Here is a 26,156-nt window from a genome sequence, read left to right on the forward strand (position 1 = left end):
GTTCGGTTGCTATAGCGCTCATCCGCGCTCACCGCCAGCTATCGCTATTCGACGGTGGCCGGAAAGGCCGAAAGAACTGTCGTCCTCCGGGATGTAGCCGTTCTGATGCGGCTCCGGAGTGAGGTACAGCGTTGCCGTCGGCAGGTAGAAATCGTGGGCGTAACGCCAGTCTGCGGTCTTCCCGAATTCGCGCTTGATCACGCGGGCCACTTCTTCTTCGGTCCTGTGGTCGGTGAACATGCGATAGAAATCCGATTCGAAGAGGTGGGTAACAGACCGACTCTGGGGATAGACCCGTACGAGTACAGCCGAAGGTGCAATCTCGCGAATCGCGGCACACATATTCGTGGGCCGAAGTCCGGAGGGATTGTTCTGAAGCATGGGGAGAACTCCCGTGGACGCAGGGGCCGCCGTGCGGAAGGATCGTTTCTTCGGGGGCGGACTCAGGCGGCCACGACTTGGAGCGAGGGAGAACCCTCTCCGGCCTGCGCCTTTCGGTGCCGTCGTGCGAGCTTGAGCAGGTACTCGTGCGTCACTCCGAGCCCGCGTGCGACGGCAGCGGCGTCCAAGGAGGGGTCGATGGCGAAGCGAGCGATCACGGCGTCCCTGGCGGGCTTGGTCAAGGGCTCGGTGCTTCCTCGAAGCGCGCCTTCTACGGCTTTCTCGGTGTTACGGTCCTGCCAGACGCGCCGCAACTCTGAGCGCTCCGAAGCCAAAAGCCCGCCCCGGATTCCGTATTCGTCATCATCCTTGAGGGATTCGACCAGGCATCGGGAGGAGACGGCCAGCGGGCATGACCCGCAGAGGTTGCGAGGACGATTGAGGGAAAACCCCAGTTTGGTTTTCACCACGTCGGGATCTTCTCGTGGCCCGTCTGCAAGAGGAACGAACATGTTGATGTCGTAGTTCGTGCATCGAGCAAACTCCGCCCAGTGCTTCCCCGGAGCCTTCCTTGACTCCTCCATGAGGGGCACCCAGTTTCCCTGGTGCGCAGCCTCGATGAGGCTGGATATGTCAATGCTCATAAGTATCTCGCGATGTTCGCAGCGCCCCAATAAATCGGGCGCGAGGGGAGATCAGGAACGCTTACGAGAGCGCTTTGACGGCTGAAGCGCCATCAGGGCCGACTCATCGTCCCGCTGGGACCGTGCGCCAGGGCTGACGAAGTGCATTTCGGAAATCGCGTGGAGGTCGTCTTCCGTGAACTGGACGAACTTCCCGAACTTCCGGTGCGGGAGCGTCGATATGCGCTCACGCAGCCACTTCTCTGGAATGTTCAGTCGTTCGGCAGCTTCGCTGTATCCGATGTGCAGACGCTTGTCGCGGGACTCTGTCGCCCGACTGCCCAGCAGGGCATCCAGCCCGCCGGCCTGGGCCAAGAGGTCTACTACGGCCACGAGTCCCTGCACGTCCAGGACTGGTCCGGCATTCGCCGGTGCCACGGCGGCCATCACGCTTCCATCCCGCGCAGCTCAGCCGTTCGCAGGTCGAAGGCGTGGCCCGAGGCCGCCCATCCCGCGTGGGGGAATGAGCGGATGATCCACCGGGCGATGGTGAGCGCCTTCGCCCGAGGGACGCGAAGGTGACGACCTCGGTCGGTCACGGCCGTCAGGCCAAGGTGGGGCCACAGGGTTCGAGGCCCCTGAAGGCGCACCTGCACGACGGCGGCCTCTGGCAGCATGGACGCCAGTTGGGCAGCTAGCCGTTTAGCCGGGCCCGAAGGGATCTCCACCTTCGGGTTGCAGTCCGTAGTAGGGGACATGCGACACTCCTCTATGTGGTATGCCGCTCCGTTGTGCCGTGCGAAAGGACACGGAGTGGCCGTGCGAGTGACCAGCGCCCTTGTCGGGGGCCGCGGATCACGAGCTGTCTGGCGTCCGGGAGGTGCGAACTCTCGGACGCCGATGGCGTTTTGAGGGGAAGAGCCGCACCCGAGTGATGCGCGGCAACCCCTCTCCACCGGACCGGTCCACGATGGGAACCGCAGGTGGGCGAAAGCTGAGAGAGGTGCGAACCCCCTCGTTTTTCGCTAAGATGAAGCTATCTTGGTTCACATTAAAAGTCAACAGTCCGAGGTTTCCTCGGTTCACCCCAAAAACGAGGTCCGATGCCAGCTCGCCGGTTCGACAGAGAACGTGTGCGCTCGGTACGTCGAGCCGCCGTCGACGTATCGCAGGCCGATGTGGCGTCTTCCATCGGTGTTGCGGACTCGACTGTGGCGGGGTGGGAGTCGGGGGCGACGACACCCGACCAGGAGAAGTTGCCTGCTCTCGCGAAGGCACTGAACCAGGACTTGGACGATCTGTTCCCGCGCGACGGCTTGCCCGATCTGATGGACCTGCGATGCGACGCTGGCCTCTACCGGTACGAGACCAGGGAGATCATCGGGACTAAGAGCGACGGCCCCTTGGCGGGTGCCGAGCAGGGCGTCCGCGCTTTGAAGGACAAGTACATCCCTGCCTTGGCGGCTGCGTACGGCGTGACGGAGGACGAGCTGAAGCGCGCGCAGGCGCGATCCTTTGGCGAGGCCCAGCCCGAGAAGGCTCCTGAGACTCTGGCCGAGAAGATCACCCTGCTCCTGGAGCACTCCTACCCCGGTCGCCCGTCACCGGAGGACCAGGAGATCGCGGACGCGGTGAATGCGTACGCGGGCTCTGCGGTCGTCTCGGCGGCCGACATCGAGGGTCTGCGGACGGGGGCGAAGGACGACCCGTTGCCCGTGGTTCTCGAAGGTCTGGCCAAGTTCTTCGACGTCTCAAAGCTGTACTTCGAGGAGAACGAAGCTGTCGCGGCGCAAGCTTATGAAGCACTGCGCTTCATGTACGCGGCCAAGCAGGGGAAGGTGGGCCGGGTCCGGGCTCGCGGGATGGGCAGCGAGGGGTTGCCGGCCGATGTTCTGTCGATCCTGAACGACCTTGCTGGCGAAGTCGTTGAACGGACCGATCCAGGCAGCAAAGGCTAGTGCCCTGCTTCCCGACCCCTCTGGGCACGGGAAGCAGGGCACTGGGTTCTTCGCCTACTGGTCCGCGCCGGTCGGCTTGTGGCGCAGGCCCGAGGCGAACACCGCTCGGACCTCGCTCAGGGCGGAGAGATCTGCGAGCGGGTCACCGTCGACCAGGAGGAGATCCGCGCGGAAGCCGGGAGCGATCTTGCCGGTGACGTCGCCCAGGCCCAGGGCCTCAGCCGCCTGTGACGTCGCCATGTCGATGATCGAGGCGTTCGGCAGGCCCAGGTGCGAGTAGAACCCGAGCGCCGGAACCAACCCGTCGAAGCCCGCCCGCTGAACGCCCGCGTCGGTTCCGGCGATCAGACGGACACCGGAGTCGGCCATCTGCCGCACCAGATCGAACATGGCGGCGGCGCGCTCTTCACCGAAGAATCGCGGGAGCATCTGCCAGTGCGGGCTCACGGCCGGGCACACAGTGATGTTCTTCGCGATGATCTGCTGGACCACGTCGGGCCGAAAGTCGAGGCCATCGCTCGACATCCAGGTGCAATGCTCGATGGTGTCGACGCCGGCCTCAACGGCGGCGGCGATGCCGTCGGCACCGTGGGCATGGGCCGCGACGGGTACGCCTGCGGCGTGAGCCTCCTCCACCAGGGCGGCAAGTTCCTCGTCCGAGAACTGGCTCTGGTGGCTCTTGGGGCCGTCCTTTGTCAGACCCCCGCCGGTGACCATCGCCTTGATGACCCCGGCCCCGGCCGCGAGGTTGCGCCGGACAAGGTCGCGGATCTCGGCTTCCCCGGAGACTTCGCCGCCCAGGAAGTGGCAGTGGCCGCCGAGAGTGGTGGCCGGGGTGCCCGCGGACACGATCCGCGGTCCCGCCGTGCGGCGATCGTTGATCTGGGACGCCAGGCGAAGGGCGAGTCCGCTCCGGTCCCCGAGGTCTCGGGCCGTGGTCACTCCGCTGCGCAGAAGCTGCTCGGCGCGGCGACGCATGTCCTCGAACAGGACGTCGTCCGTGGAGCCCTGGAGGGTCGCGACGGGGTCGGCCCCGCCGTCGAAGGCCAAGTGCACGTGGGCGTCGATGAGGCCGGGCAGAACGGTTCCGCCGAACTCGCAACGGGGCACGTCGGCTCCGGCCCGTTCCTCGATCTCCTTGCGCGGCCCGACGGCGGCGATCGACTCGCCCTCGATGAGGATCGCACCGTCTTCCAGGTAGGTCCCCGAGTCGACAAGCACTCGTCCACCGGTAATCAGCATCGTGACTCCTTGATCGTGCGAGGTCATGCGGCTGCGCGCAGTTCGTCGGATACCGCAATCAGTTGTTTCACATCGGACTCGCGGTCGCTGCCCAGCGCCATCGCGAGGGGAACCGCGCGGCGGGGGGCGGGGACGCCCCTCTCGATCCGGGCGGAGGCCCGGCGGAGCCGGGCGGCAAGCTCGGCGGAGTCGATGTTGAGGGCTGCGCTGTCGTCGCTCTCATCCAGCAGGTGCGGGCTGATGTCCACCAGGCCGTCGCGGCACTCCACGATGCGACGGTGGTAGCGCCGGTGCACGCCGCGGGCCCGCCACCGGTCCAGGGCCGCCGCGGACGCCGGCCGCAGCACGTTGTCCGGGTACGTCTCCGCCAGCAGTTCCCACAACGGGGTAAGTCGGCGGTGGTCGCGGCGATGGCGGAGCCAGAGGCGGAGGGATGAGATCCGGGCTCGGGCTCCGGAGTACGTGATGCCCGCCGCGAACGTGAGGATGGACGCCACCAGGAGGAAGGCGACGGCTGCCATCAGCGGTTCGGATACCTCTACGTCGACCGCGCGAAAGGCGACGATGACGGCGCGGATCGCGCAGGCCACCGCCATAGCCCCCAGACCCACGGCGGCCATCCAGAGCCCGGTGGAATGCGGGCGTCGGGACATTCGGGCATAGCGGCGAGTCCACCGGCACGCCATGCCAAGCGCGTACATCAGATAGAGGCCAGCGCCGCCGTAGAAGAACGAGATCTGCGGAGTCGTCATGTCGGCCGTGCTGAAGGAGCCGGCGAAGACCTCGTGCGGCACAGACACGGCAGCGACAGTGATCGCCACCGCGACGACCGCGACAACGACGGCTTCCTTCCGGGCCCTACGTCGGCCCGCATCCTCGTCGGCGGCGGAGTAGAGGTAGAAGCACATCAGGAAGTACACCGCGAGAAGCAGCAGTACGTTCTGAATCAGCTTCGCCGTCCCATGACCGGCGACGGTGTCGACGCCGGACGCGCCGCCGGGCATCGCTACGGGGTACGAGAGCGCAGCACAGAGAAGGCAGAGGGTGACCGAGCGAAGAGGTGCGTCATGCGGGCTTCGCTTCCACTGGTAGAGCTTCCAGACCAGAGCGGCTAGGAGCCCCAGGAGCAGGAGTTCCACGAGTTACAGCCATCCTCGCCGGTCGCCAAGAGCAGCTTCGACCCGTCGCAGTGCGGGATCATCAGCCGGCGGAGTGGAGCTTGCGAGCAGGGTCGACCACTCCAGGATGATCGTCGCCACGAGTTCGACGGAGCACTCTTCGCCGTCGTCGTACGAGCAACGCTGGGCAACACGCTTGACCGCCTCGGTACCGAAGACGGGCATCAGGGTGGCCCACCCCTCCACGTCGACGGCCGCCGCTTCTTCATCAGGGTCGGCAATCGGCGTGTCCGCTTTGGCCTCGCCCGAGGAGGTCTCAGCGGCCTCTTCGTTCTCCGCCACGAGGATGTGCCCGACCTCGTGCAGGATGATCCCGTCCTGGTGCAGGTCGGTCGTTTCCTGCTGGTACAGGATCACGTCGTACGTGTCGTACTCAGCCCACATGCCCGATGGGCCAGGCTTGGGCAGCGGAGCTGCACGCAGAAACAGAGGGCGCCCGCGCCGTCGGCTCAGCTTCTCGCAGAGATCGTGAACGTCGAGCGGGGGAGTGACCCCGAGGTCTTGCAGCTCACGCCGAATCAGTCGGTGCAGATCCTTCTCCACCGTTCGGGCCGTGGCCGTACGCCAGCGCCCAAGGCGTCGGCTGATGACCCCGTCCTGAGCGGGAACCTTGGGTTCCTCCGCGTCTCGACCACTCTTATCCGACCACACTGAGTAATCCCTCCAACCGGCTGTGATGGCTCCCCCGAGCCGGGCGACACCGCGCCCAGGTCGATGACGTCCGGTTCCCAGTGCCGGAAACGACCGCAGTCGGCGGCGCCTGCGCCCCACTAAACCCCCGCGGAGGGGGAGGGATGCCAGGCATCCAGGGCTTCCCGTCTACTCGGTATGTCACGTACGCGAACACGCACTGACGCCCCGAGCGAGGCTGCCCCGTGGAGCTCCCGGGAACCTCTTTGGACAGTACGTGACGGTTCCGACAAGACATGGCCTAAAAATCATGATCGATTCATGTAGACGGCAGGTAACTTCACCGGGTCAAAGCGGCCTAAAGCAACCTTGCTCAATTCCGTACGAGGCCCTGAACTGCTGTTTTGCTGTCTGGCGTGCACGAATCAACTTTTGCGGGCCGATGGGTGACTCCGTTATCAACCTGAGACTTTCAACCAAGGTATCTCGTTCGCAAACGTCCGCGAAATGGACGAAAGGGCTGATCGGGAAGGGTGTGGTGGCGGTCACTCTGGGGCAGTTCGGGCAACTGTGGCGTTTACGCTTTCGGTCATGTCGAACGCGATATCCGGCCAGCCGGACAACTACCTAGAGTTCTGGAGCGAGCGCCATCTGTGCACGCTGACTACGCTGCGGCCCGATGGGCGACCGCATGTCGTGCCGGTCGGTGTCACGGTGGATGTCGCCGCAGGCGTGGCCCGAATTATCACTCGCAAATCGAGCCGTAAGGTGGCCAACATTCTCGCGAGTGGGGGTGAAGCCCTCGTAGCCGTGTGCCAGGTCGACGGCGGCCGGTGGGCCACGCTCGAAGGGGTGGCAGAGGTGTGCACTGACGAGGCTGTGGTCGAGGATGCGGTTGCCCGTTACGGAGAGCGATACGGCCGCACGCCGGCCCCGGACCCCGAGCGGGTGGCCATCGTGGTCTCGGTCGAACGAGCACTGGGCCAGACCTTGGGTGTCCGACCTCGGATAGCCCAGGCCGCTGCGTAGAGCCAAGCGACCCACGACATAGGCATATGCAGACCCTGAGCGTTACTCAGCCCTGAGTTTTCCTCAGGGGTGGCCGACCGAAGTGGCTCTAAGTTTTCGGGTCATGACAACAAGTCACGAACAGACGGAACCCGGGGCGGCACCCTTACCGCCCGCGAGGCCGCATCCCGCCTTAAGCGCGGCTCTGCCCGACGGCACTATCCACAGCATCGTCGCGCGTCTGGCAACCCACCTGGAAGAGCAGGGCCGAGGGCTGGTCTCGCCGCCAGCGCTGGCCCTCGGCGTCTTCGAGAGGGTTGGATCGAACTGGCTGTCCGACTCGTTGCGGGGGGCGATGCCGCAGCACAACGAGCCCTTCCGCCAGCAGCTCGGTCGCGAACACCCGTTGTCGCCTGGTAACCGCGTGCCGCCGAGTCTCCAGGGAACCGGACTCAGCGGCTTGGGCTGGCACCATCTTCTCTGCGCGCTCAGCGACCTGCACGGGCAACCCCAGCACTTGGTCAAGGAGACAAATCTCTTCTTCGCCACGGACACCGTCCTGGGCATGCTGCCTGAGTCGCCGGCCGTCGTCCTGACCAGGGCACCCATCGGGATCGCTTCCTCGTTCGCCCGAGGTCGGCTCTGGGAGCGATGGCGCTACGGCGACCGGTACGCGCAGGTTGCCGCGACGGCCCGCGCACCCAGGTGGCGTACGGTCTTCGCCCCGCTCCTTCCGCAGGACGATCCCGATCCGGCCACCGCTCTGGGGCGGCTGATCGTCGTGAACTCGCTGCTGCTCGCCCGAGCCCTCTTCGACGGAGATCAGCCGTCCCGCCGCCCTCTCCTGGTCATCCCGTACGAACAGCACGTCAGCGATCCCGCACGTACGGAAGCGGCTCTCACCGAGTTTCTCGGTATCGGGATGACGGAAGCGGCCGACGAATCGCCCAGCGCTGCTGACGCCACGACTGCGACGGACACCACCTTTGCCACCACCGGACGCAAGGACACCCTGGTCGCCGAACTGTCCTCCGGTGTCGTGGGCCTCGTCAGCGCTGCGGTAGAGAAGGCCATCGCCCAGGCCCGCCAACAGCTCGCCCCCGAAGTGACCGAGACCGTCACCAAGTGGCTCGCCGGTGGCAGCCAGTACGAGGTGCACGAACCCGTGCCCCGGCCCAGCCACCGCGTCTGCGCCCAATCTGCTCCACAGCGGATGGCCAAGCCGGCCTACAGGCCAGTGGGGCAGGCCGAGTGGCGCAATCTGCTGGTCACCAACGCGGAAATGGCCGAGCTGCTGACCATGCTGCACGCGGGCGGGGCAGTGAACTCCCGGCTCGGTACCAATCTCCTGGTGTGCCCGATGCCCCACGAACGTGGTGGACGACTCCATCACGACCCGGCCGATCGGCGATGGCGGGTCAGCCGCGGATACGAGTCCCATCCCGCTTACTGGGTCACGTGGATCGGTGCGGCCGTCGCCGCCGCATGGTTCGGAGCACGGTTGCCGAGCCGGGCCGAAGCCTTGGCCGCCACGAAGGGGGCGCGGGCGTACAACAGCGGCTATGTCGTGGGCGACAGCTGTCCCGTGATGGAACCCGGCCGTGGCGATCGGGAGATTCACCACCTGATCGGCAACGTTCAGATCTGGTGTGGCGACGGCCCCGCGCTGCCTGAACCCCAGCCCATGCAGCGGTACTTGTTCGGAGCGGCCTGGAACACTCCAAGCACAGAAGGTGCGGTGTCGGCTGTCCGCTCGCGCTACCTGCTGGGCTCCTCACGGGGCGTAGGGGTTCGCCTGGTACGCGACCCTGGCACCACCGATGCCGCACGGCTCGGAGCTTGGGAGCTGGCGCACCTGCTCAATCAGTGGGTCGACGCCGTCAATGAGTCCGCCCGGACCACGCCAGGCGGACTCGACCGGCTGCTGATCAGTTCGCTGGGCTCATAGGCCGATCGCGGACTTCGGCCCCATGTACGAACCCGCGCCCGGGAACCCGTCCCGGCAGAGCTTCACGAACACGTCACTGAAACCTCGGCTGGGCAGGTCGTCCAACGCCACGAACTCGACGCCTCGGATCGGCCGCGTGTCCGCACCCTCCTTGACCGCTCCGATCTCTCCGCCCACGATGCGGGCCTCGAAGGTGATGTGAACGACGTGAGCACTCGTGTTGTCGCACAGGTACAGCAGTCGGCCCACTTCAACCTCGGCGCCGGTCTCCTCCTGCATTTCCCTGATCAGCGCCTCTTCCAGAGCCTCGCCGTCCTCGACCTTGCCGCCGGGCAGGGACCAGGTCCTGGGGCCGTCGGTGTCCTGGTTGAGCACCAAGATCTTGTCGTCCTCAATGACGATGCCCGTCACACGTGTATGCATCCGCCGACGCTATCGCTCAGCGGACCGGCCCGAAGGGGACAGCGATGAATCGGCCGTCAATCTCCGTCGTGCCACCTGTGGTGATCGCCGCCGGTGGATTGGGCACCCGCGTAGGCAGTTGGTCGCCGTACTTGCCCAAGGAGCTGCGACCTGTCTGTGGCCGGCCGGGCCTCGCGCACATCGTGGACGAGGCCGCCGCCATCGGGAGTGATCGCGCCGTAGTCGTCCACCACCCGTATTACACGCCGCTGATCGACTGGACCCGCCAGGTCCTTGCTCCAGGGGCTTTGGCCCGCTACCAGAGTCTTACGAACCAGCTTCCAGCGCAGCCCCGAGCCGCCGACCATCTGCAAGTCGACTTCATCGCCCAGCACGGCCGATACGCCGATGTCACGTCCGTGTTGAACGGTTCCGAACACCTGCGCACGGGGGAGTTCTACGTGGTCTTCGCTGACAACGTCGACCCCACCCATACAGCGCTGTCTGCGCTCGTCACAGCGACTCCGCAGGCCATTCCGGCGGTTCTGGCGGCACCGTTCGACGCCGGCGCGGCAAGCAGCCACGGAGTGATCGTCTGTACTGGTGAGGGTCCGGTGCAGAGGATGGTGGGGCTGGTCGAGAAACCCGACCGAGACGAGACGATTCGCCTGGAGGCGGAGTGCGGCATCGCCAACCTCCGACTCCTTCAAGGCCGGATGAGAGTGACGCCGCGACTGCTGCACTATCTAGTCACAGCGGCACAGGGGATGGCCAGCGAGCCGAAGCTCTCCCTGGCACTGGCCTCCTACGCACGATCCCATTACCTCGCTGTAGTGACCAGCACCCAGCCCTTGACGGACCTCGGTCTTCCGCACTCCGGCACAGCCGACGAGCTTACTTATCCAATTCGCTCCGAGAGCCCACACAGCTAAGGCCAGCGCTCGCGCACTTCTTCTCGCAGCCAAGCCCGGCGCGGTTCGCCCAGAGCACCGCACCCTCCGGCTCCCACACCTGCGGTTTCCTACGGGCGCGAAACCCCCTGTGTGGGTACGGCCAACTGGGGCGACGAGCTCGCACGCCTTGATCTAGGGAGTCGTCGGGGTCCTACCGGCTGCGCCGGCGCAGGCACCTCACTACCGAGGGCCGCACGGTGACCGAGCTGCACGATGAGATCCTGGACCTGGGGGACCGCGAGCGCTCCGGCTTCGAGGACCCGAGCGGCGACGCCGTGCTGCTCGCCGCCCTGAGCTCGGCCCGCACCGGCCGCATGGGAGACATCGTGCGGACCATCCAGGCCGAGCAGGACTGCATCATGCCCGCGCCGCACCGGGGCGTCCTCGTGGTCGAGAGAGGGCCGGGCACCGGCAAGACGGCGGTCGCCCTGCACCGGGCGGCCTTCCTGCTGTACGAACACCGGGAGCTCCTGGCCAAGCGCGCGGTCCTGGCGGTGGGCCCCAACCCGGCCTTCCTCCGCTACATCGGCGAGGTGCTGCCCGCGCTGGGCGCTGCTGCAAAATCCCCTGGTATGAGTTCGCGTCAGCCTGGGGGCCCGTCCACGAGGTCCCCCATGCTGCCGACTTCCCCTGCCGACCAATGTTCGCTGAGCAATAGGAGCCCTTTGTTCATCAGGACCTCGACTGCTCGGTAGGGCTCCGCGATGACTTGGGGCTGCGGAAAATAGATCTTGACCGTCTCAGCCATCAGGCCGTCGGGATCCAGGCCACCGGTGTCGTAGTTGCTCCCACCGCGGGTGCCAGAGGCACGAGTGAGGTCGAGTTGGTTTTCGATCGCATAGGCGAAACCCAGGCGTACTCGGTCTGCCAGCGGGGTCTTTTCTGAGATCCCCAGCCAGTGGATGAGGTCCGCTGCTGCCTGCGTCGATTCGATGGTAAGCGCGATGTTTTTCAGATCGGCCATCAGACAGCTACCCTCCGGCGTTCGATCACAGTGTGCTTGGAACTTCGTCGGTCCAATTCGTACTCGGCCACCAGGTTGCCGCCCAACGCACGGAGTGCAGCTCCTCGATCAAACTCTCCGTCGAACGAAAGTAGGATCACCTGGCGCGCCATTCTAGGCAGAGCAGCCACCACGTGTGCCGTGTTGTCGGCGTCTAGGCGACCGAAGGGGTAGTCCATGACTACCGGGCCCCGAACTGCTGCGCTGTCTTGAAGCGCGGCAATGAGCGACAAGGCCACGAGATGCTCGTAACCCGCAGAACGCCTGACCACCTCTCCGTCCTTGTCGAGGATCTCAAGCCCATAGCTGTCGGTGATGCGCAGCCCCACATAGTCAGGTTCGGATGCAAGGTCGCGGAAGATTTCCGAGGCATGCGCTTCGACACGGTGGCGAAGCTTCGTCCTGTATGCGTCGATTGAATCACTGAAAAGGTCGCGAAGCTTTTGCGCCACCTCGTCCTTCAACTCAATGGAGCGGTCGGGTGCTACCTGCTTCCGAAGCCGTCGCTTGAAGTCCTCAATGTCTGCCTCCTTCTTACGAATTTGGACGTCAACAGCAGCCAAGCGATCTTTGTCGCGCTCGAGCTTGGCGTGACGCTCATCGCGCTCAGTGGACAGCGCACGCACTTGCTCCTCGCTCTGCCCGATTTCGTCAATCTGCTGCCTCAGCTCGGCGATGTCACCGTAGAGCTCCTCCTTCTCCAGCCGCACTTGGCGAAGACTGGCATCGCGTTCGACGATGAGGCGAACGTCTTGGCGGGCGAGGACTTGCAACGTTCGACGCTTGGCGCGAAGCCGCTCCAGTCGGGTCTGGGCGTCCTCCTGATGTCCGACCGAGGTGATTCGCTTGATTTTTTCGGTTAGTTGGTCGCGCAAAACTAGCGGAATCTCGCGGCGGCACACAGGGCAGTCGGGCGACGTTTGCAGATGGATCAGATCTCGCATGGCTGCTGCGCCCTCGCTGAGCTCGGTCTCCGCGGTCGCGACAGCGGTGTCGACTTCGGCGAGATGCTGATTAGCGGAGCGCGCCAGAACCGCTTTCCATAGGTCAGTGGAGAGCTCGTCAAGGGCGTTGACCGAGGCTGTTTCTCGACCGTCCACGCCAGCGATCTGAACCTGCAATTGGTCAATCTTGCCCAGAATGTGTTGAGCTTTTTGCTGCTCCCGCATCAAAACATCGAGTTCAGAAATGCGGTTGTGGCCGGCTTCGATCTGAGTTTCGACATCACTGTGGTCCTTCTGGAGGCGATCACGGATATCCTGGGCCTCCTTAAGGGCCAGCCCCATACGTTTGGTGTCATCATTGGCGGCGTACTGCTCGCTCAATTGCTTCGACGCTGCTCGTGAAATTGCTACGGCATCAGCCTTGGCATTTCCGACGATCGGAATTCCGAGAACCCGTTCGATGCTTCGCTCAAGCTCAGCACCCTTTTCGCTCCCAGGATCCAAAAGGTCCTCGTACTGGCGAAGGAGTTCACCGTCGAACAGGAAGAACTGACTCACCGAATCCGGGGCGATCATCTGGATAGTTCTTCTGGAGTCATCCGGAGATAGCACTTCTCCATCGCGTTGCAAGATCACGATCTCGCTCGGATGGCTGTCCTCGTCGTAGCGTCGGGTTACACGATAAGGAACTCCATTGTCATGGAAGTCCAGCACTGTTTCGAAGGCTCCTGAGCCCCCAGCCTCTTTTCGTGCCTCTGTGTTTACGAGCTCTGAGGCGTCTTCGGTGCCGCGGCGCCCATGAATTTCGCCGTACAAGGCATAACGGAAGGCATTGTGTAGGGTCGTCTTACCGCGACCATTCGGCCCGTAGACGATGTAGACGCCACGATCGCTGGAGAAGTTCATCTCCTGGCGCCCCCGGTAGGGCCCGAAATCCTCGACAATCAGTCGATCGAGAGTCAACATTAGCTCGCCGCCTCTGTAGCCGCTTGCTGGGTGACCCAGCGGTTGACGATCTGTTCGGTACGCTTTCTGGCTTCGGCGTGATCTTCGGCAAATTCATGCTGTACGCCGAGGATCTCACTAACTAGTGCGGGGTCTAGATCTGGATAGCGTTCTTCTCGGACCTCTTCCACGGTCGCCAACAAGTCTGCCGTCTCCTCACTTCGACTAGGCATCTGCTCCCCCTTCATCATCTTCAATACCCTCAGTTCGAATATCATCAAGCTGACTGAGTGACAACCCCATTGACACCCACTTGTCTTCCAGGATTGAAACGGAGTTCTGCGTGATGCTCCAACCGGCGAACTGGATAGCTCGCGATAGTTCGCCGACGACAAGTGGCCATGACGGATCGTCTCTCTGTGTAGTTTCGGGAAGAACTAGTACGTCAATCAGTGTGGCAACGGTTTTGTTGGGTGAGCGCCGCAGGATTCGCCCTCGTCGTTGGATAAATTCTCGAGGGTTTCGTGAGCTAGCAAGAATAAGGGCATGTGAGGCTGAAGGGATATCTACACCCTCATCTAGACATTTGATCGCGATAATAATTCCGCCGCTCATGTCGAAAAGTCTTAGCGTGGCTTCCGAATCGCCGCGCATCTGGCTATGGTATTCCAGTGTTGGAATTCCCTCAGATGTCAGCGCTTCGCGAACTTGGGACATCTGGTCTTGACTGTCGCAGTAGATGAGCCACTTCTGGTCCTTTTCGGGGCGATAGTGCTCAGCGACAAGCGCAGCGGCTCTGGACACTTTGTAGGCCGCACTTTTGGCAATTCGGGATCGCTCGATGAGCTTGCGGCGCAGTTGGTTTTGGCTATGGGGCGTGGCGCCTGGCGCCTGTGCCATGGCGTATCGCTGCCGGATCTCGCTCGTCAGCCGGTCCCAGCGTTCCCTCTCGTCATCGGTCAGGTCGACCCATGACGGGTTGTAGACGTACGGGGCGAGTACGCCGTCGTCGAGTGCATTCTTCAAGGTGTACTCGTGGACGACACCTCTGAAGTAGCTGTCAACTGCGGCCGTGCCTTCTGGGTCGTTGGCCCTTTCAGGCGTAGCGCTTAGACCGAGTCGCCATGGGGTATCCAGCCACTCAAGGATGGTGCGGAACCGAGGACTGCCCAGGCGGTGTGCTTCATCAGCGATGGTGAACACCTTGTCTGTCACAGGCCGAAGTTGGGCCCGAAACGCAGGACTGGACGCGGTGTTGAGGACTGCGATCAATACGTACTTGCGCCCGGGGCGACTTGACTCAACTGCGGCGCGGAGCGCGCCACTGCGGCTCCAACGATCGTGACCACCGCCAGCCAGCACTGAGCGGGCGCCGAGCAACTCGTGTACTTGCTTCGCCCACTGCTCCAGTAGCAAACGGGAGGGTACGAGGATCAGCGGCGTCAGACCTTGGTCCAGGGCGAGGCCGGCGGAGTAGAGCCCGGTGATTGTCTTGCCGGAGCCCGTCGCGTGTGTCAGCAGCCCGTTGTGCTCGTTAGCTTCCCAGGCGCGGATCGCGGCCCGTTGATGCTCACGTAGCCGGATGCCCCCGAGTGTGAACTCGTCCCTGGTCGGTCGCCCCGTACGTGCGGCGTCGCGAAGAAGGGCGGCAAGGTCCGTGTCTTCGGCGAGGTGCTCCAATTCTTCTTTGATTTCATGAGGGAGGCTGATGACGGTGACCCCGGGAACGACCCCCTCCCAAAGTCGTTCAAAGCGAGCAACGGCGTGGCGAGCTCTCGCGGCGTCACGGCCGCCCTCCCAAGACGGCCACACGTCGATCGATTCAATATTACCGCTAGGGGAGAGACCGAGGTAGCTCTCATTGGCGGATCCGCGGAAACCGACTACATTTCCTTCGACGTCACTGAATAGTCCCACTTTATCGTGGAACATCCGTTTGTTCTGGATTGAAGTCTTAGGTGTGACGCGTGCAAGCTTCACCTCCAGGCGACCCGAGGCGACCAACGCCGCCAGGAGACGGGCAGTGTCGGCATGGGGAGACCGAAGGAGTTGGGCGAGTTCACCTTGAAGTTTCGATACGAGCTCAGCATCATCGCGCACTTCGTAGCCATAAATGAGACTTTCGGCGTCGGCTGTGCTCAATCTGGGAGAGCACAGAATACGCATGAATCCCGAGTTTTGCGTGAAGAAAGTTGCTAGTCCGGCCTGAATGAGATGGAACGCAGTCGAGCTAAAGAATCCGGTGATCCGGTCATAAGACGAGGCCTCGTGCAGGCAGGGGTCGTAAAATTCGCGGGGGATGTCGTTCATATCGGTGGTGTATTCGGTTTGCAGACTGCCGAGGTTCCTGAGCATCAGAACAGCCCCTCGCACATTGCTTCATTGCTCAGTTCGATCCGCAGGTTCAGTGCTTCTTCGAGGCGATGTGGGCGGACGGCGATGATCTGCTCGGTCGATCCCCCATGCAGTCTACGTGGGCCAAAAGCGATATCTTTAGCCAAGGCGCTCCAGACGATATCGGGCGGTGTTTGAACGCTCCTGGAAAACGTAAATCCGGTGTTCATATCGTGCAGATCGGCGTCCCATAGAATGAACAGGTTCCAGTCGGGGTGGTACCCCATGGCGATAGGTCGGATGTTGTCCGAGCGGTCGAACCAGCGCCGCTTCTCCTTCGGTGAAGCGGGTTGGCCATCCCGCGTGACTCCGACGGACAACTGGATCTTGAACGTCCCCGGCTGGCGCTCGGAGGGATGCTGGGTCGCCTGATAGACGTAGAAACGGAGGCGGGGCGGCAGGGGCGAGGCCAGATCGAGCACGAGCGGCTTGCGGGTCAGGGCCTCATCGGAGGGCCAGCCATCAACGGCCCGGCCCAGGGCGCGGACCAGCGTGCGATGCAGGTACCCGCTCGTTGCGTTCCGGGCGGGCCGATACCGCGCCTGGAACTCGTCCTCCGGCAGCGTGAGCCAGCCGGGTGTCGTTGATCCCACGCTTCCCCCTCGTCGGCAACCTTACTGTTGGTCGTTGACCGCGAACACGATCTCAGACACCACTGACACAGCCTGGCCCGAGCGGCTCCGCTGGCTCAAGGCGGCATAGGGCAGGCAGCAGGCCAGGCGGCCCGCTATAGTGGCTCACATTGATCAGCTGCGGAGGGCTCCACATGCAGGACGTTCTAGATCGCCTGCGTTCGGGTCGCGTTTGCTACACCACACCGCGCGGTGCTCAGCTCACAGGCGACAGCTTGGAGCTGCTTGGCGAGTTGCCGGCGAACAGTGTCGATCTCTTTATGACAAGCCCCCCCTTTCCGCTGCTACGCAAGAAGGCGTATGGGAATGAGGATCAAGAGGACTATGTCAACTGGCTTGTGCAGTTCGCGAAACTAGCGAAGGATGCCCTCAAGCCCACCGGCAGCCTCGTGATCGATATCGGTGGTGCGTACCAGCAGGGCGTCCCGGTGAGGTCTCTGCACCAGTTTCGTGCCTTGCTCGCATTCGTTGACGATCTTGGCTACTTCCTGGCCGAGGAATTTTACTGGTACAACCCGTCCAAGCTGCCTTCGCCAATTGAGTGGGTAAACAAGCGAAAATGGCGTGCCAAGGATGCGGTCAATACGGTCTGGTGGCTTTCTAAAACCGAGCGGCCAAAGGCGGATGTCGGTCGGGTCCGCGTACCCTATTCCAAATCTATGCAGCAGCTACTAAAAAATCCGGCGGCCTACTATAGGCCAAAGGAGAGGCCATCCGAGCACAACATTGGCAAGGCGTTCGGTGTAGATAACGGCGGGGCACTCCCTTCCAATCTTCTTGAAATCTCTAACAGCCAATCGAATGATGCTTACCTTCGTACGTTGAAGGCGATGGGCGTAAAGGGGCACCCGGCTCGGTTCCCTCTCAAGCTTCCAGCGTTTTTCGTCGAGATGTTGACTGAGCCTGGAGATCTAGTCGTGGATTTCTTCGGTGGCTCTAATTCGACTGGAAGGGTTGCGGAGAACCTGGGCAGGAATTGGCTTTCGTTCGAACTGGATCCCGCGTACGCGGCCCTCTCTGCTGTGCGGTTCATGGAAGGGCAGAAGCCTGAGAATATTCGGCTTGCAGTTCAGCAGGTCGAGGCCGGTTCCACGCTAAAATTGGGTGGGGGATTGGGCAATCTGAACGAGCAGAGCGAGGCTGAGGTGACGTTGAAACCTGCAGATGCGTCTACCCAGCTGATTATTGAAGCTTGATGGTAAATCGATGACGTCGTATGGTGCGGAAATAGTGCGTGCCAGATTTCGCTCTCAAGGGTTCCCCAATCCACGCGGAGAGAGGGGCCGTCGCCAGTCGGCCGGCGGGAATCGGGCAGCAAGCACCACCTGATCTGCGGCGGCCGCAGCACCCACTCCAAGTCATCACCACTGGGGTCAACGCCAACGACGCTACCTAGACCTATGCCCTGGTCGACGGCATCCCGCCCGTCGCGGGCCATTCCGGCCGGCTCTGCCGCCCCGTTCGGGGCGGCGATCGGTCCCTGCTAGTCGGCAACGTCGGCGGGCGGGAAGATTCCTGGTAGGTCGCTCGTAGCCTGCGTCAGATCCCGCCCGTACCAGTCCTCCTCGCGCAGCGATTCCTCACTGCTCGGGTCGTCCTGCCTATCCACCACCTGGTAGAACTCATGCAGTCTGCGCATCTGCTCAGCATCTGGCTGGGGGCTCTCGCGGCGCAGTAGATCGGGGCGGTGGTTCCAGTCGGCAGCGAAAAGGGTGCCGTCGGTAAAGAGCGTGGCGGTTTCGCGCGTGAAGCGGGTGGTGTGGCGGTCGAGCAGGCGGGTGACGTCTCGGTACAGTCCGCTTGTGTCGTCTAGGTACACGGCCCGCTCGATCCTTTGCAGGACTGGGGCCAACAATCCCAGAGTGACCCTGACGGATTCGAAGCCCGCCACGACATAGTCGCCCAGGAGTTGCGGCTGCTGGTTGGCGAAGGCGTCCAGGAACGGGGTGTAGTAGGCCAGCGCGAACTGATCGAGGTTGACGTGCAGGTCGATGGCGCCGGGCTCGGCTTCTTCCGGGTCGATTGCCGTGAGGCGCATGGTGCCGCCCCTGGAAGGAAAGTCGACCGCGGACGCGTAGGAGATTTCCGGTACCTGGCCGGACACGGTTTTGACTGTTCTCTTCTGCGCCTCCATCGCCTGGCGGGTCTCCTTGTCAAGGCGGCCCGAGCGGCCCTTGGCTTCGGCGACGACCCAGGTTCCGGAGTACCGCGAGCCGAAGAAGTCTGCCCGGCTCTGCCCTGGGGGGAAAGTTAGTCCGTAAGCGTCGGCATAGCGGGAGACGTGCATGAGGAATCGCACGGACAGGAGATGTTCCGCGAAGACCTGGCACATGGCCTGTCCCAGGGTGTAGGACAGCATGCCCTTTTCAGTGGGGTCCAGTTCGAGTGCGAGGTCGGTGCGCTTGATGCCCTTGCGGGTCCAATGGAGGTAGGCGGGCATGGCCGCGACTCGATGGATGAACTCATAGGTCGAGGACCTCCCGTGCCGGTGTCGGTGTCCCGGCGCTCTGCCCGTGACGAAGAGGGCGTGTGCCAGCACGTGGGGTGTGATCCACAGATCGTGAGAGGAGGGTACGTGGGCAGCGTCAGGGAATTTTTCTGCCGTGGTGCGGACAGGGGCGGGATCGTTTAGGTTCATGCTCGCCGTCCGAAAGTTTGGGCCGAGAAGGTGCAGGCCGATTCCTTTACCTGGTGTGCGGCTTGGCCGAGGCAGGCTGGTGCGGCGGAGCGCAGGGCGAGGAAGACGCGGGCGGGCGGGGGCAGAAAGCCCGGCGACTGGGCGAGGTCCCATTGGCAGCCCGGCTGTACTCGGTCGAGCTCGGCGAACTGTTCGCGCTGGAGAAGCAGACCCAGGGCTGACAGGGCCGTAGCGACGGCTCTTTCGTTTCGGGTGCGCAGTTCGTCCAGGAGAGAGAGCCCGGCCGGCAGCTGCCTGCTGATCCACCACTCCATGGTGGCATCGCCGGGGACCCCGGCGGCAAGTTCAGTTTCCGTCCGCGCGCACAAATCTAGCGCCCATGCCCGCACTTCCCGGGCAGCGTGCCAGGCGGCGCGGAGGTCCTCTGTTGAGGCTGTTGCCGCTAGTTTGCGAAGGGTGCGGCGAACGTCGCCGGTTAGCATCGTCAGGCTGCCGTCGGGGCCCAGGACGGGGGAGTGCGGCACGTCGCGCACTGTGGTCTCCACGAGAGACGCGATCGGGTTCACCTCCAGGCCGGGCGACATCCCTCGCAGCAGCGCGCCGATACCGGGCAGAGGGGCGTTTCCCGTGAGCAGGGCATCAGCGGCGAACAGCGCGGCGCCCTGCGGCGATATGCGCTCAGCGCTGAGATTCTCGTCCAACTGGGCAAGTCCCTTCGGTGGCCAGGGGACACCGGCTGATTCGAAGAACGCGACGATCTGCTCGTCCACCCGGCGCGCTCGCGCGGGCACCATGACCACAACCTGACCACCGCGGTCGATGTAGGAGTCGACGGCGTCCAGATGCTCGTCGACGTCCCCACCGGGCTCGGCGCCGCCCGGAAGACAGACGCCGTCGACGGCGGACTGGAATACTGCCCGGGCTGTCGGTTCCGGCACCGGCAGGCCCTCGCCGAACAAGAGCAGCGCCACGTCCGACGGCCGCTTCCCTCGCCCGGAAAACCGGGCGAGACCGAGCACCAAGGCGAAGCTGGCGGCTACCGGCTGCGAGGTACTGCCCTGCCCCCGACCGAGCCCTCCACCGTGCGCGTTTGCCGGGAGCAGCCCGTGACGCCTCCACCCAGACAACTGCTTGCTTGTCACCGCGAAGCCATGCTCGCGGGCGTGATCGATGAGTTGCTGGTCTGCCCGGCTGGGCACCTTCGCGCTGTTCACCCTGAGACCGTACCGGTGACCATCCATACCGCCAGGCCTGTTTAGAGACCCCCCACCTTCGTCTGGTCCCTGTGCTAGCGGTCCGCTGCAATGGGCGAAGAACCAGCCCCGTGTGGCACCGCGCCTGACCGGCCGGTCCGCCCCCGCTCGGGGGGAGCACCCGAAATGAAGGAGAGAGCTTTACCCATGACTAGGAACCCTGATTACCGCGAGCTGCGCACGCTCCTGCTACTGCTGGCCATGGCGCTGGGACTGCTCACCACCGGAGCCGTCGTCTGCCTCACGTTTGCCTATCCAAGGCTGGCCGAACCACTTGCCGTAGGCGCTGCTGTCCTGACCTGCCTGGCGGGCTCCGTACCGTGGATCGTCAAAGGGGCCGGGGATCGTCGCTGACTGCGATGCCCGGGATTGCCGGTGTGGTGCCGCGCGGGGACCAGGCCTGGGGTGCGTACCCCAGGGCACCCAGGTGAACGACCGAAACCGTGCTGGCCGGGTTGCTCGCCAGCGGTCGATGAAATCCTCGCCGGAGCTCTGCTGGCCCAGGGTGAGCTCGACGATAGGACGTGGGGGTTGCTGAGGGACGCGCAGCAGATGTTCTCCGGAATCGGTGGCCTGGTACGGCCCGGCGAACTCGCGGAGGCGCGGTTCAGGGTGCGCCTCCGATGCACGGTCTCCATGCCCCTGATCGACACGGAGTGTGACCGACACGGGCAAGGGAGAGGGGTGGTGACCGAGTGGGTGTAGTGCACTCCGGGCAGGCCGTGACTGGTCCCTAAGCAGCGAATGCGTTCAAGCGCATCTCCTTCCGCTCCTGGCACAAGGCCGAGCCGCGGCCGTGCGGTACGTACCGCACCGCACTGCCGCTACCGGGGATCGAGCCGGATGCAGCGGGATCCAGCAGGATGCGAATGTCCGCCTCTGCGGCGTTTCCGCAGGTGAGAGGCGTCACGCTTTTGGGTTCGAGTCCCACCCGCCCCACCTAGCGTCCCCGGGCAGAATCGTTCTGACCTGGGGAAACGCGTCTTCGGGGGCTTTTTTTGCGTGCAGCGTTCGCCGCACGTAGGTGCAGCGAACGTGAGGCTTCGGTCTTTCTAGGCAGATCTTGCATGGCTGTGAGCTGGTCTTTTGTGGCCCTGGCGTGTGTGGGGCCGTTGAGGACGGTCCCACGGCCGCACCCCCCATGTTGCTAGTGGCGAGCTGGGTTCCGTCAGGCGAGACCGCCAATGAGTGCACCTCACCGGTGTGACCGGTGAGGGTTTTGGTGCATGAGGTTGTCGAACGCCTCCTGCCGACGGGGAGGTTCTCGTTGGGCGCCGGAGAACATCGACGCCCTCGACTTTGAGCTCACCGAGGCCCAGAGGGACGCCATCGCCACCCCGGAAGCCGGCGCGTAGCTCTTCTTCGACCACCGCGACCCGGAGTTGGTCGCCTGGCTGAGCGCGCGTCGCCTGAATTCCTGATCCCCGCGGTGGGTAGGGGTGATGCTCGCTCCCAGGAGCGGATGCCCGCGAGGTCTTCATGGAGCAGGGGATCACGACCATGCTCAGCGTCCGATACGCCCCCGAGTAAACGGTCGCGCCCTGGTCACGTGGATCGTGAGCCCGTGCCTGCGTCCTGCGAAGGCTGACGGGCGCTGTCAAGAGCCGAGGCATGGCCCGTGGGTATGCGCCTGGTTCACCGTTCGTAGTGGAAGCGGCACGCCACCACGTGGATGATGGCGTTCTCATCGATGCGGTACACCAGTCGGTGTTCGGAGTTGATGCGCCGCGACCAGTAGCCGGAGAGGTCGTTCCGCAGTGGTTCGGGCTTGCCGACTCCTTCGTGGCCGCCCCGGTCGATGTCGGCGATCAGCTGGTTGATGCGCTTCAGTATTTTGCGGTCGTTCCCCTGCCACCACAGGTAATCGTTCCAGCCGTCGTCGACGAACAGCACCTTCACGCGGCGCCCCGCCCGGCCTCGTCATCGGGATCCACCAGCTCGCGAAGTGCGCTCTGGCCGGCCCGGTCCTGCTCGATGGACCTGCGCAGGCGCTCGGCCATGGCGGGCGACCGCAGCAGGTAGTCGGTCTCTTTCAGTGCCTCGTACTCGGCGAGCGAGACGACGACCATCGGCTCATGGCCAGTCCGGGTGATGACCAGCTCCTCGGCGTCGTTCTCCACCGCGTCGAGGGCGTCGGCGATGCCCGCGCGTAGCTCGGTGACACTCATCGTCTTCATGACGTACACGATAACGTACAGAGCAGATCCCCGTGCGGCTGATCGCGCTCCGCCTCCGGACGGCCACGCGGTTCAGCCTTCGGTGACATTGGGGTGTGGCAGAGCCCGTCGGGCGGCTCAGTTGGTGTGGTTACCTCGTCGTTTTCGCGGTCGACCCGCTCCATGAGCGTGATCGTCGCGAACTCGGGAATGATCACTTACGGACATGGTGGTTGCGGACTTCGCCTGCGCGGAGTTGGCGGCGTTCGAGGCGGGCCCAGTTGGGCGGCGTGCTCCTCGACCCGCGCCTGCGGCAGTCTTCGGTGGCGTTCGACGAACCGTTACTGATGGTTATGCCGAACGTTCGGCTGGCCGATGTCTCAGATTCTCTGGTCGGCCTGCCGGCCGGAAGCGAGACTTCCGCTCAGTGCGGTTGAGAGGGACGTGATCGGACGGCCCGGATGCGGCCTCATGTGCCTCTCGGGTCGGTGCAGCGAACGCTGCACCGCGACCCGCTGGAGTCGGATCGAGCAGGATGCAGCCGGATGGAAACAGGTGGGTATGTCGGACTCCTTGAGATAACCGCAGGTGAGACGCGTCACCGGTTTGAGTTCGAGTCCCACCCGCCCCACCAGTTTTACCCTGCGGAAACGTTCTGACCTGCGGAAACGTGGATCTCGCGGCTGTTTGCCGTGCGGTACTAGCGAGCACCGTGCGGTACTGACCCGCTGTCGCAGCGTGTCAGATCACTTGAGATCCCTCTGACCTGGTCATTTGCGATGGCTGCTTGAGGGAGCGTCGTGGCGTGGTCCCACGGCCGATGAGGGGAACGCTGCACTCCGTCAACCTCACCGCTCCAACGGTTCTGAAGTCCCCCTGTGTCAAAGTCCCCCTGTGTCCGGACAGCGGGGGATTGCGCCGTGGGTGCAGGAAGCCGCAGTTGTCGAGATGACATCTGGACGTCCTCACGCGTGGTCATAGCTCGGGTACCTGAGTCGGGTCGGGACTGACACGTTCGCCGCGTTCATCGACTCGCCCGCCGCCGACGGCTGGGCACCCGGTGGCGCAAGGTCGCCCCGGGCGCCCTCCGTCGGAGGGGCCAGCACATCCCCCTCCTCATCGACGTACAGACGGCATGCTGAGCGCCCTCGGCGGGCTGGTCCTTTGTCTCAGAAGCCCCAACACCCGCCGGTAGCCCTCGCGTTACTGCAGGAATCGGCCCGTCCGCAGCCACAGGCCGCGACCGGGTGCCGGCGTCATAGCGGGCCGTAGCGGCCCACTGCCCGTACACGATCGCGGCTGCCTCCAGCCTGGCCACCTCGACCTCGATCTCCGCGAGCTCCTTCCGCAGCAGCCCAGCGCGTTCCGCCAGCAGCATCCGCCGCTCCATCGTCCACGTCACCACGTCCGGCACGACCAGCCCCTCCCGATCCGGATCCGTCTGCCGAACGGTAGAGAAGAAGCCACCCTGAGCGACGGGATCCCGCCGAACCGGCCCCTGCCCGACGATCACCTGGTAGCGGTCTCATCCCGGATCAGCCCGAGTTCACGGCCCGAACCCATACCACCCCCTCCGACCTGCAGAAATCATGATGCTGAATCTTCATTGAAGGGTTCGCGGTGGCCCGGTGGCCCGGTGGCCCGGTGGCCCGGTGGCCCGGTGGCCCGGTGGCGTGGGGAAGCGGGCTCCGTGTCCCGCTCGCTGAGTCCCCCCGCGCTGGTGGGGAGGGCTTTGGTACCGGCGTGTACGCACGAACGGACGAAGAGGCAGGAGGCCGCTGCTGTGTGAGAGCGGCGCGTTCGGCTCAGGTGTCGGTGCTGCGGCCACGTTCGGGGGTCAGGAGGAAGGCGGTCGCCATGTCGCTGAGCTCATCGGCGTACCGGAGCCTTTCTGTTTCGCCGGTGGAGCCGTCGGGGCGTACGGAGTTGTGGAAGCAGGCGCCGAGGAGGGCGCGGGCAGCGGTGTCGAGTGCCTGCTGGGGTGGGGAGCGGCGGATCTGGTGAGTGTAGGGGGCTGCTGCTTCGAGAAGGAGGCGGTGGAGTTCGGTGATGGTGCGGGCTCCGCGGTCCAATGGCCTGGTCCCGCGAGCGCGCAGCAGTTCGGGGAGGAGGTTGCTGCTGTCGGCGAAGGACTGCAGCAGGGCGTGTGCGTATGCGTCCATGACGCCGCTGAGTGAGGGCTCGGCCGTGCGCAGCTGCTCGGCAACGTACTCCTCGCGGCGTTCCAGCATGCGCTCGGACAGGGCGGTGACCAGCTGATCCTTGTCCTCGAAGCGGCGGTAGATGGTGCCGACGGAGACACCGGCGCGCGTGGCGACACCGGTGATCGTCATCTCCTCCAGGCCGGAGGAGGAGGCGATCTCCTCGGCCGCCCGCAGCACGCGGGCCAGGGTGGCGGCGCTGCGGGCCTGCTGGGGCTCCCGGTAGGCCGCCGGACGCTGCGGCTCTTTCGTCATGTCCCGCATGGTATCGGTGGCCCTCTCATCAGGTCGTTTTGACAACTGGTGCAGTCCTCGGCGTACCCTCGCGATGCGAATGTGAATTTACATTCGCATAATACTGGAGGTTCGACCATGACCGACAATCAGACTTCGCCGCCCGTGACTGTGACACTTGAGGCCGGACCTGCGGGGGCCGGGAGCATCGACGACTTCGAGCTCTTCTACGCCCGCCGCGCCCTGGACCGCTTCCGAACGCTGTTGGGTCGCCAGGGACTCCTCGACCTTCTGGCCGCTGACATCGAGGCGGGCAACGCCTTCCTGCGTGAAAGCGCCCGCACCTCCGACGGCCGCTTCAAGGCGGGCACCACCGTGCTCGCGACGAAGGGCCTCACCTCGGGCGCTTTTCTCGCGTGGATGGACCAGGCGTTCGCGGGTGACGAGCGCGATCTTCTCGCGGCGCACCCCGAGCACTACGTGATGGGCACCGACGAGATCGGAGCGCGCGTCGTGGAGAACATCGGCCCCCACGTCGCCTCCTTCTACATGGGCGGCTGGGGAACCGACGCGCTGGACTGGGCCAAGGACGCGCCCGAGCTCCTCCCGGAGGCGGAGTTCCCGCGCAAGATGTCCTCGAACCTCTTCCTGGCCGACGGCACCGTCGTCGGGCGGGCGCTGATCCAGTTCGGCGACACCGCCGACGGCTTCACCTCGAACCTGACGGTCTACTTCCCCGTCACCTGCCCGGACGAGGTCCTGGACCACCACCTGCGGCACTACGCCGTCGAGTTCCGGAACTGGATCGTCGCCGCCGCGTCCGCCCGCGCCTGAACCCCCCGGTCGGACGCCGGGCGACCGGGCGTCCGACCGACAGGTCGTCACGGGGCCTGCGCCCTGGACGACGTACGCGTCGCTGAACGACGGACGTGCGCTCTGCGTTTCTCCTCTCCCGCCCGCCCCATGCTCCGCGTTCCCCCGTCGTCCGCCCCGCGCGGCACACTGCTCAGAAAGTTTCACCATGACCCAGTACGCCACTCAGCCGGGTATGCGGCGCAAGCTGGCCCTGGCCGTCCTCGGCCTGGGTCGTCTTCGGGGTCGCCCTCGTCCTGCGTGCCGACCAGCGGGGGAGGAAGGCGCTCGCCACGTCTCCCGAGCGTGTGACCGCCGTCCAGCCGGAGCCGGTCGGCGTCTGAGGCTTCGGTACTCCGTAGCCGCTCCGGGAACCCGGACGGCTACGCGGCGAACCTCGCGACCCGGGCGCGATCGCGATGCTGGGATTCCTGCTGTGCGAGCCCCTCCCGCCGGAGGTTCCGGAGCGCTTCGCACAGCGGCCTGCGGCCTACCCCGAGCCGACGGACGAGTGTGACCCGGGACAGCGGGGTGTCGGTCCGTAGATTGCCGCGCATGATGGTCTGCCGCACTGCGTGATG

General features: G+C 64.5%; 22 protein-coding genes and 3 pseudogenes. 8 read left to right on the forward strand and 17 right to left on the reverse strand.

Annotated elements, in window-relative coordinates:
• Positions 1-18 precede the first annotated feature (18 nt).
• From ACIREO_RS05230 to ACIREO_RS05240, 3 genes are all read right to left on the reverse strand, one after another.
• Positions 19-381, reverse strand: coding sequence for a hypothetical protein (locus tag ACIREO_RS05230; protein ID WP_404105249.1), 363 nt, complete (start codon positions 379-381; stop codon positions 19-21).
• A gap of 62 nt (positions 382-443) precedes the next feature.
• Positions 444-1,025, reverse strand: coding sequence for a WhiB family transcriptional regulator (locus tag ACIREO_RS05235; protein WP_404105251.1), 582 nt, complete (start codon positions 1,023-1,025; stop codon positions 444-446).
• Positions 1,026-1,076: 51 nt separating this feature from the next.
• The gene (locus tag ACIREO_RS05240; RefSeq protein ID WP_404105254.1) at positions 1,077-1,451 is read right to left on the reverse strand and encodes a hypothetical protein; all 375 of its coding nucleotides are present in this window, start codon (positions 1,449-1,451) and stop codon (positions 1,077-1,079) included.
• A 686-nt stretch (positions 1,452-2,137) separates the two neighbouring features.
• Between ACIREO_RS05240 and ACIREO_RS05245 the strand changes: the two genes are divergently transcribed.
• On the forward strand, positions 2,138-2,962 hold the full coding sequence (locus tag ACIREO_RS05245) for a helix-turn-helix transcriptional regulator (protein ID WP_404105257.1): 825 nt from the start codon (positions 2,138-2,140) through the stop codon (positions 2,960-2,962).
• 54 nt (positions 2,963-3,016) lie between these two features.
• On the opposite strand, the gene ACIREO_RS05250 is transcribed toward ACIREO_RS05245, so the two are convergent.
• The 3 genes from ACIREO_RS05250 to ACIREO_RS05260 are packed head-to-tail and all read right to left on the reverse strand — an operon-like array spanning position 3,017 to position 5,925.
• Entirely contained in the window at positions 3,017-4,204 is a 1,188-nt protein-coding gene (locus tag ACIREO_RS05250) for an amidohydrolase family protein (RefSeq protein WP_404105259.1), read from the reverse strand.
• Positions 4,205-4,227: 23 nt separating this feature from the next.
• Positions 4,228-5,343 carry an MAB_1171c family putative transporter gene (locus ACIREO_RS05255; RefSeq protein WP_404105261.1) on the reverse strand — a complete coding sequence of 372 codons (1,116 nt, stop codon included), beginning with the start codon at positions 5,341-5,343 and terminating at the stop codon, positions 4,228-4,230.
• A 3-nt stretch (positions 5,344-5,346) separates the two neighbouring features.
• On the reverse strand, positions 5,347-5,925 hold the full coding sequence (locus tag ACIREO_RS05260; protein ID WP_007447266.1) for a hypothetical protein: 579 nt from the start codon (positions 5,923-5,925) through the stop codon (positions 5,347-5,349).
• A gap of 678 nt (positions 5,926-6,603) precedes the next feature.
• On the opposite strand from ACIREO_RS05260, the gene ACIREO_RS05265 reads away from it, so the two are divergent.
• Positions 6,604-7,041 carry a pyridoxamine 5'-phosphate oxidase family protein gene (locus ACIREO_RS05265; RefSeq protein ID WP_404105263.1) on the forward strand — a complete coding sequence of 146 codons (438 nt, stop codon included), beginning with the start codon at positions 6,604-6,606 and terminating at the stop codon, positions 7,039-7,041.
• Between the two features lie 334 nt (positions 7,042-7,375).
• Entirely contained in the window at positions 7,376-8,968 is a 1,593-nt protein-coding gene (locus ACIREO_RS05270) for an SUMF1/EgtB/PvdO family nonheme iron enzyme (protein WP_404105266.1), read from the forward strand.
• Here ACIREO_RS05270 and ACIREO_RS05275 read toward each other — a convergent pair.
• Complete coding sequence (locus ACIREO_RS05275) at positions 8,963-9,391, reverse strand: NUDIX domain-containing protein (protein WP_404105268.1); 429 nt, start codon at positions 9,389-9,391, stop codon at positions 8,963-8,965. The genes ACIREO_RS05270 and ACIREO_RS05275 overlap by 6 nt on opposite strands.
• Before the next feature lie 44 nt (positions 9,392-9,435).
• Between ACIREO_RS05275 and ACIREO_RS05280 the strand changes: the two genes are divergently transcribed.
• Both ACIREO_RS05280 and ACIREO_RS05285 read left to right on the forward strand, forming a co-directional pair.
• A complete protein-coding gene (locus ACIREO_RS05280) occupies positions 9,436-10,302 on the forward strand; it encodes an NTP transferase domain-containing protein (protein WP_404105271.1) in 867 nt (288 codons plus the stop codon).
• 179 nt (positions 10,303-10,481) lie between these two features.
• Positions 10,482-10,874: pseudogene (locus ACIREO_RS05285) on the forward strand (helicase); the annotation flags it as partial.
• A gap of 412 nt (positions 10,875-11,286) precedes the next feature.
• On the opposite strand, the gene ACIREO_RS05290 reads toward ACIREO_RS05285, so the two are convergent.
• From ACIREO_RS05290 to ACIREO_RS05300, 3 genes are all read right to left on the reverse strand, one after another.
• A complete protein-coding gene (locus ACIREO_RS05290; protein WP_404105274.1) occupies positions 11,287-13,236 on the reverse strand; it encodes an AAA family ATPase in 1,950 nt (649 codons plus the stop codon).
• A gap of 204 nt (positions 13,237-13,440) precedes the next feature.
• The gene (locus tag ACIREO_RS05295; protein ID WP_404105276.1) at positions 13,441-15,570 is read right to left on the reverse strand and encodes a DEAD/DEAH box helicase family protein; all 2,130 of its coding nucleotides are present in this window, start codon (positions 15,568-15,570) and stop codon (positions 13,441-13,443) included.
• Entirely contained in the window at positions 15,570-16,202 is a 633-nt protein-coding gene (locus ACIREO_RS05300; protein ID WP_404105278.1) for a hypothetical protein, read from the reverse strand. The genes ACIREO_RS05295 and ACIREO_RS05300 overlap by 1 nt, the downstream gene beginning before the upstream one ends.
• A 173-nt stretch (positions 16,203-16,375) precedes the next feature.
• Here ACIREO_RS05300 and ACIREO_RS05305 point away from each other — a divergent pair, with 173 nt between their 5' ends.
• Positions 16,376-17,437, forward strand: coding sequence for a DNA-methyltransferase (locus tag ACIREO_RS05305; protein ID WP_404105281.1), 1,062 nt, complete (start codon positions 16,376-16,378; stop codon positions 17,435-17,437).
• Positions 17,438-17,724: 287 nt separating this feature from the next.
• On the opposite strand, the gene ACIREO_RS05310 is transcribed toward ACIREO_RS05305, so the two are convergent.
• Both ACIREO_RS05310 and ACIREO_RS05315 read right to left on the reverse strand, forming a co-directional pair.
• A complete protein-coding gene (locus ACIREO_RS05310) occupies positions 17,725-18,681 on the reverse strand; it encodes a hypothetical protein (RefSeq protein ID WP_404105284.1) in 957 nt (318 codons plus the stop codon).
• A 194-nt stretch (positions 18,682-18,875) separates the two neighbouring features.
• Positions 18,876-20,093: a hypothetical protein gene (locus tag ACIREO_RS05315; protein ID WP_404105286.1), complete on the reverse strand. Its 1,218-nt coding sequence runs from the start codon at positions 20,091-20,093 to the stop codon at positions 18,876-18,878.
• A 186-nt stretch (positions 20,094-20,279) separates the two neighbouring features.
• Between ACIREO_RS05315 and ACIREO_RS05320 the strand changes: the two genes are divergently transcribed.
• Positions 20,280-20,486 (forward strand): hypothetical protein, encoded by a 207-nt coding sequence (locus ACIREO_RS05320; RefSeq protein ID WP_404105289.1) that lies wholly within the window; start codon positions 20,280-20,282, stop codon positions 20,484-20,486.
• Between the two features lie 552 nt (positions 20,487-21,038).
• Here ACIREO_RS05320 and ACIREO_RS05325 read toward each other — a convergent pair.
• The 4 genes and pseudogenes from ACIREO_RS05325 to ACIREO_RS05340 all read right to left on the reverse strand — a co-directional run.
• Positions 21,039-21,350, reverse strand: a pseudogene (locus ACIREO_RS05325) (hypothetical protein); the annotation flags it as partial.
• Positions 21,351-21,767: 417 nt separating this feature from the next.
• Entirely contained in the window at positions 21,768-22,031 is a 264-nt protein-coding gene (locus tag ACIREO_RS05330) for a Txe/YoeB family addiction module toxin (RefSeq protein WP_404105291.1), read from the reverse strand.
• Complete coding sequence (locus tag ACIREO_RS05335) at positions 22,028-22,309, reverse strand: type II toxin-antitoxin system prevent-host-death family antitoxin (RefSeq protein WP_358967472.1); 282 nt, start codon at positions 22,307-22,309, stop codon at positions 22,028-22,030. The genes ACIREO_RS05330 and ACIREO_RS05335 overlap by 4 nt, the downstream gene beginning before the upstream one ends.
• Positions 22,310-24,093: 1,784 nt before the next feature.
• The gene (locus ACIREO_RS05340) at positions 24,094-24,744 is read right to left on the reverse strand and encodes a TetR/AcrR family transcriptional regulator (RefSeq protein WP_404105294.1); all 651 of its coding nucleotides are present in this window, start codon (positions 24,742-24,744) and stop codon (positions 24,094-24,096) included.
• Between the two features lie 144 nt (positions 24,745-24,888).
• Here ACIREO_RS05340 and ACIREO_RS05345 point away from each other — a divergent pair, with 144 nt between their 5' ends.
• Complete coding sequence (locus tag ACIREO_RS05345) at positions 24,889-25,557, forward strand: hypothetical protein (protein ID WP_404105297.1); 669 nt, start codon at positions 24,889-24,891, stop codon at positions 25,555-25,557.
• A gap of 401 nt (positions 25,558-25,958) precedes the next feature.
• On the opposite strand, the pseudogene ACIREO_RS05350 reads toward ACIREO_RS05345, so the two are convergent.
• A pseudogene (locus tag ACIREO_RS05350) lies at positions 25,959-26,153 on the reverse strand (GntR family transcriptional regulator); the annotation flags it as partial.
• Positions 26,154-26,156 lie beyond the last annotated feature (3 nt).

Source organism: Streptomyces sp. NPDC102441 (assembly GCF_044765585.1).
Classification (GTDB): domain Bacteria; phylum Actinomycetota; class Actinomycetes; order Streptomycetales; family Streptomycetaceae; genus Streptomyces.